Raw genomic sequence first — 5,105 nt, 5'->3', positions numbered from 1 at the left:
TTTTCCAAGAGGAAACCGTCCGGTTCACTCCCCGGCCGCCCTCGCGGACGACCTGTTTATATTACCACCGCTTCCTCGCTTTGTCAAGCACTTTTTTCAAATCTTTTTCGATTTATTTTCGCGCTCAACTCGCTTCAGAAGGGGCGACGCTCTCGCTTCCCGCAAGCGCTTCGCTATCATAGCAAACTTTCCCTCCCTTGTCAATCATTTTTTTCAGTTTTTTCCGTCTTTTTTTCACTTTGTTCTTCGGCAACCATATCTTCTGTCTTTTGCGCGCTTTTATACACAAAATGTGGGGAGTGACGGAACATTCCCCGCCCCCAGCACACGGCCAGCACCAAAAGCGGCAGTGCCAGCCCCATCATCAGATTGCCCAGCAGGGCGGTCTCCCGGCCGAAGGCGTCCGCCATCACCCCCTCCGGAAAGGCGGCAATCCCCAGCACGGCCCCTGGGATGAGGATGGCCGTGACCGTCGGTTTCTGCTTCGCCCTGGGAAAAACCTGCTTTGCCGCCTTCCACAGGGCAAAGGCCAGCCCCCCCAGCAGCGACAGATCCGCAAAGGTCCACAGGGCGGCGATGATGCTCTCCACTCGCTGGAAGGCCCCCTCCACCCCCACGCTTTTGGCCAGGGCAAAAAAGGGGCTGTTCAGCCGCCGGGCCAGCTCTGGGCCCAGATTGCCGATGACCACCGCCTGCTCCGCCCCCAGCAGGAGGCAGCCCCCTCCGGCCCACAGCGCCCAGTCCCGCCTTCTCCGGGGGGAGGGCTCCGTATCCCCCAGCAGGAAGGCGGCAAAGACCCCGTAGCCCAGCACCCCCAGCAGCGGAACCGTTGACCGGAGCACCGGCAGGGCGTCCCCCCACCACAGAGGAAGCAGGTGCTCCCCTCTGACCTGGGGCAGGGAGAGCAGCAGCACCGCCCCGGCGGCGGTGAGGAGAACCGCCAGGAACACCTGTCCCGCCCGGGCAAAGGCGGACAGCTTGCCCCGGGCCATCCACAGCACCAGCAGGGCGGCCGCGGGCAGGAAGAACCACAGGGAGCCGTCCCGCTCCCCGGAGGCGATGAGCCGCTGGGCGCACAGCCGCAGCCGGAGGGCCAGCAGCAGCTCCCCCCAAATAAAATAGAGGAGGAGCGCCAGCCGCCCCAATACCGGCCCCAGCCCCCAGCGGATGGCGCCCGCCAGCCCGCCGTGGCGCAGCCCCAGTCTGCCCAGTCCCCAGCCGAGGAGCAGCAGCACCGGCAGGGCCGCCAGAGCGGACAGCCACGCCCCCCGTCCGGCGATAGGCAGGGTCACCGCCGGCAGCAGCTCCGCCGCCGGGGCCATCAGCCCCGCCCACAGCAGGGCACACAGCTGAGTCTGGGAGATTTGCTTGTCCTCCACTTTGAAACCACACCTCCTTCTTTTCTTGGAAGAAAAGAAGCGAAAGAACTTCATGCAAAACTTCGTTTTGCCTCTTCCCCGGTTGTTTTGTTTTCCCGCAGGGATAAAGACAGCGGCCCACGAGCGGTAAGCATAGTCTCAGTTGATCATAGAACTGCGGGCCCGGCGGGAATCTGGGCCTTGTTTGAAAATTGGAAATGTGCCCAGCGGCGAGGGATTTTTTCGCTAGGCAAGGCAATTTGACGCAGCAATCCTTGGTGGATTGCAAGGAAAATGAACGCAGCATAGCGAGAAAAGACCCGCCGTTTGGGCGTGTTGACATTTTTCAAACATGGCCTAGAAAGGTTCACGCCAAATCCCCGTAGGTGCGGCTCACCAACACCTGGACGCTGACCTCATAGGGGATCGTGGAGAACCGCTCCTTCCATTCTCCCCGGAGCTTCTCCCATCGGGCCGGATTGGCCTGCGCCACCTGGCTGCCCAGGGCGGTGCAGTCGGTCCCCCAGGCGCGCAGCTGCTCCATCACCTGCCGGAGCCGCAGGCTCTCCCGCTCCTCCAGAGCCTCCCGCAGCTGGGCGAGCTCCCCCTGATCCATGGGCTCATGGAACTCGGCCAGCTCGGCGGCCGCCCGGCAGTAGAGGCGCAGGCCGGTCAGCTCCTCCCCCTGAAAGACCGGCTCACACCGCGTCGAGACCTCCGTGATCCGGGCCACCGCCCGCCCCGAGGGCAGGTCCACCTCTATAATATCCTCCGCCGTCTGGCCGGTGAGCAGCTCCAGCCCCTTGGCGCTCTCCCCTTCCAGGCAGCCCGCCAGCGCTCCGTCCCGCAGCACCCCGTACCCGGCCTCCAGGAGGGCCGTCTGCTCCCCCTCCTCCGCGCCGGCCGCCCGCAGGGCGGGCAGATAGGCGCACCCCTGTTCCAGCAGGCTGGAGAACACCTCCCCCGCCGTCCGGGTGATCCCCGCCACCCCCATCTCGCTGTCCGTCTGGAGGGTGGACAGGCGGCTGTCCACCCCGGTCTCGCCCCCGGCCTCGATGGCCGCCTGGGCGCTCCCGCCCCGGACCAGCCACAGCTGGGCCCCCAGCCCCAGCTCCACGTCCCGGGAGAAGTAGTCCAGCACCGGCTCCACCCCCTCCAGGGCGGCCTCCTCCCCCAGAAGAAGCTGATCCACATAGCCGTAAAACACATAGCTGTCGCTCAACCCCTGCATGGACAGGCAGGCGGCGCTGAGGGACTCCCCCGCAGCGGAAAGGATCAGGGGCGGCTGGCTCTCCCCCTGAAGGCCGGCGGCCCGCTTCCCGGTGGACACGGTGACCCGCACCTGTCCCGCCTTCTCCCCCGCGTCCACCCCCATGGTTCGCAGAAGGGCCATGTCCCCCATCTCCCGGGCGTAGGGCAGGGCGGCCTTTCCGCACCCGGACAAAAGCAGCACCGCCGCCAGAGCAGCCGCCGCTCCCATTCGCTTCATCGCTGGTTCCTCCGATTCAAGGTGTGTCTGGCTCCGTCCCGCCACTTCATCCGGGGCAGAGGAGGCCGGAGCAGGCTGGGATGGCTCCGGGGCTCCCCCGCGCCGCTGGTGAAGGGGGCCAGGTAGGGGACCCCGAAGGTCTCCAGCCCGGCCAGGTGGTAGATGAGGGCGGCACACCCCGCCGCCAGGCCGAACAGCCCCGCCGCGCTGGCCAGGATGGCCAATAAAAACCGCCACAGCCGCAGGGCGGCGGCGAAGTCCTGGGAGGGCATAGCGTACCCGGCCACCCCGGCGATGGCCACGGCGATGAGCACCGCCGGGGAGACGATGTGGGCCTCCACCGCCGCGTTGCCCACCACCAGCCCCCCTAAAATGGAGACGGTGGCCCCGATGGGGCTGGGCAGGCGCAGCCCCGCCTCCTGGAGCACCTCAAAGGCCAGGAGCATGATGAGCACCTCGAACACTGTGGAGAAGGGCACCTCCTGCTTGGCGGCCACAATGGACAGGGCCAGCTTCACAGGGATGGCCTCCGGGTGGAAGGTGACCAGGGCGATATACAGTCCCGGCACCAGGATGGTCACAAAGGCGCAGAACCACCGGATCACGTTCAGGGCGGAGGCCGCCATCCAGTGGAAGGCCCGATCCTGGCCGGTTTTGAAAAACTGGTCGATGGTGCCGGGCAGCATCCAGGCGAAGGGCAGGCCGTCGGCCATCAGCCCCACCCGCCCCTCCAGCAGGGCCTGGCAGAAGCGGTCGGGCCGCTGGGTGTAGGGCATGGTGGGAAAGGGGGTGTTCAGGTGGTCCGTCAGGTACTCCTCGATATTCCCGGCCGCCTCCACTCCGTCGATGTCCATGCCGTCCAGTCTCCGGCGCACCCGCTCCACTGTGTTCGGGTCGGCGATGCCCTCCAAATAGAGCACGTCCACCTGGGTCCGGGACCGGCGGCCCACAATGTGCTCCCGGATTTTCAGCTCGGGGGCCTTTAAATGGCGGCGGACCATGGCGGTGTTGGTGCGGACGGACTCCACAAAGGACTCCCGCACCCCCTTCAGGGCGGGCTCGTTCTCCGGCTCCCCCACCGACCGCTTCTCCTCGGTGACCACCGGCAGGGTGAGGGCGTCCCTCTGCCCCGGAAAGAACAGGGCGCAGCTGCCCAGGATCAGGTCGTTCACCACATCGTCCAGGGTGGTCCGCCGGTTGGCCGCCAGGTTGTATAGGGCCCCGTACTGGAGGCGGGCAAACAGCTCCTCCTCCGGGACCTGGCTCAGGGCCGGGTCCTGGGCCAGGGGCCGGAGCACATAGTCGCTGAGCCGCTCGTTCCGGGCCATGCCCAGGAGGTAGCACACCGTCACCGTCCGCTTCCGGTCCCCGTGGAGGTACACCGTCCGCTCCATATAGTCCACACAGCCCTCAAATACCTTTTTCAGGTTTTCCCGGGAAAGGGGCTCCGGGAATCGGGGCTCCTTCCGGGGGTGGGGGGCGGAGTTTGTCCGCTCCGGCTCAAACAGGCCCATGGCGCTCCCTCCTCTCGCTGGGATAGTATGGGAAAAACCGTCCGGGCCTATTCTCCTTCCAGCCGGCTTTCTCCGGCGGAGATGCGCCGGCGCCCCTCTTTTTCCCCCGAATCCGGTCGTTTTGTGGAAGGTTCCTCCAAAAACATGTACAAATTGGCAGGAGTTTTTTTCGGAGGGAAAACAAGAATCGTCATTTTGACGCTTCCCCTCTGGCTAATTCCTGGTACAATATAGGAGTACCAATGAATCTGACGGCCCCGGCTGTCTAAGGAAAGGAACGTGTGTATCATGGCGTTGCGCAAGAAGGCTGCGGCCACCGCAGCCGCGGAGACTACGGCGGCTCCCGCCGCCCAGGAGGCGGAGAAGAAGCCCGCCGCCAAGACCCGTAAGGCTCCTGCGAAGCGGACCCCCGCGGCCAAGAAGACCGCGGCTCCCCAGGTATCCCTGACCCTGCAGTACATGGGCAAGGAGCTCTCCCAGGAGGACATGGTGGCCGCCGTCAAGGCCCAGTGGACCGGCGAGGAGATCAAGACTCTGGCCCTGTATGTAAAGCCCGAGGACCAGGCCGTTTACTATGTGGTCAACGGCGAGGGCAGCGGCAAGGTGGATCTGTAAGCATCCCTCCCCCGCTTCAAACGAAAAACCGGACGCCCCTCGGGGCGTCCGGTCAGTCTGTCAAAAAACAAGCACAAAGCCCCCATATCTGGTAAAATAGAAACAGATATGGGGGCGAAAAAATGGAAC

The 5,105-nt window shown here is 65.2% G+C and carries 4 protein-coding genes; 1 reads left to right on the top strand and 3 read right to left on the bottom strand.

The genetic code is table 11. The annotated features are described in order from the left end of the window. Window positions 1-200 precede the first annotated feature (200 nt). From H6B31_RS16175 to H6B31_RS16165, 3 genes are all read right to left on the bottom strand, one after another. Window positions 201-1,379 carry a GerAB/ArcD/ProY family transporter gene (locus H6B31_RS16175; RefSeq protein WP_204899444.1) on the bottom strand — a complete coding sequence of 393 codons (1,179 nt, stop codon included), beginning with the start codon at window positions 1,377-1,379 and terminating at the stop codon, window positions 201-203. Between the two features lie 346 nt (window positions 1,380-1,725). Then, entirely contained in the window at window positions 1,726-2,847 is a 1,122-nt protein-coding gene (locus H6B31_RS16170; protein WP_204899443.1) for a Ger(x)C family spore germination protein, read from the bottom strand. After that, a complete protein-coding gene (locus tag H6B31_RS16165) occupies window positions 2,844-4,361 on the bottom strand; it encodes a spore germination protein (RefSeq protein ID WP_204899442.1) in 1,518 nt (505 codons plus the stop codon). The genes H6B31_RS16170 and H6B31_RS16165 overlap by 4 nt, the downstream gene beginning before the upstream one ends. 288 nt (window positions 4,362-4,649) lie before the next feature. Between H6B31_RS16165 and H6B31_RS16160 the strand changes: the two genes are divergently transcribed. Continuing rightward, entirely contained in the window at window positions 4,650-4,976 is a 327-nt protein-coding gene (locus H6B31_RS16160) for a DUF6465 family protein (RefSeq protein ID WP_087292089.1), read from the top strand. Window positions 4,977-5,105 lie beyond the last annotated feature (129 nt).

Source organism: Pseudoflavonifractor capillosus (genome assembly GCF_016899775.1).
Taxonomy (GTDB): domain Bacteria; phylum Bacillota; class Clostridia; order Oscillospirales; family Oscillospiraceae; genus Lawsonibacter.
The sequence above is the reverse complement of the archived record's forward strand: the minus strand, read 5'-3'. Positions and strand labels throughout refer to the sequence as shown.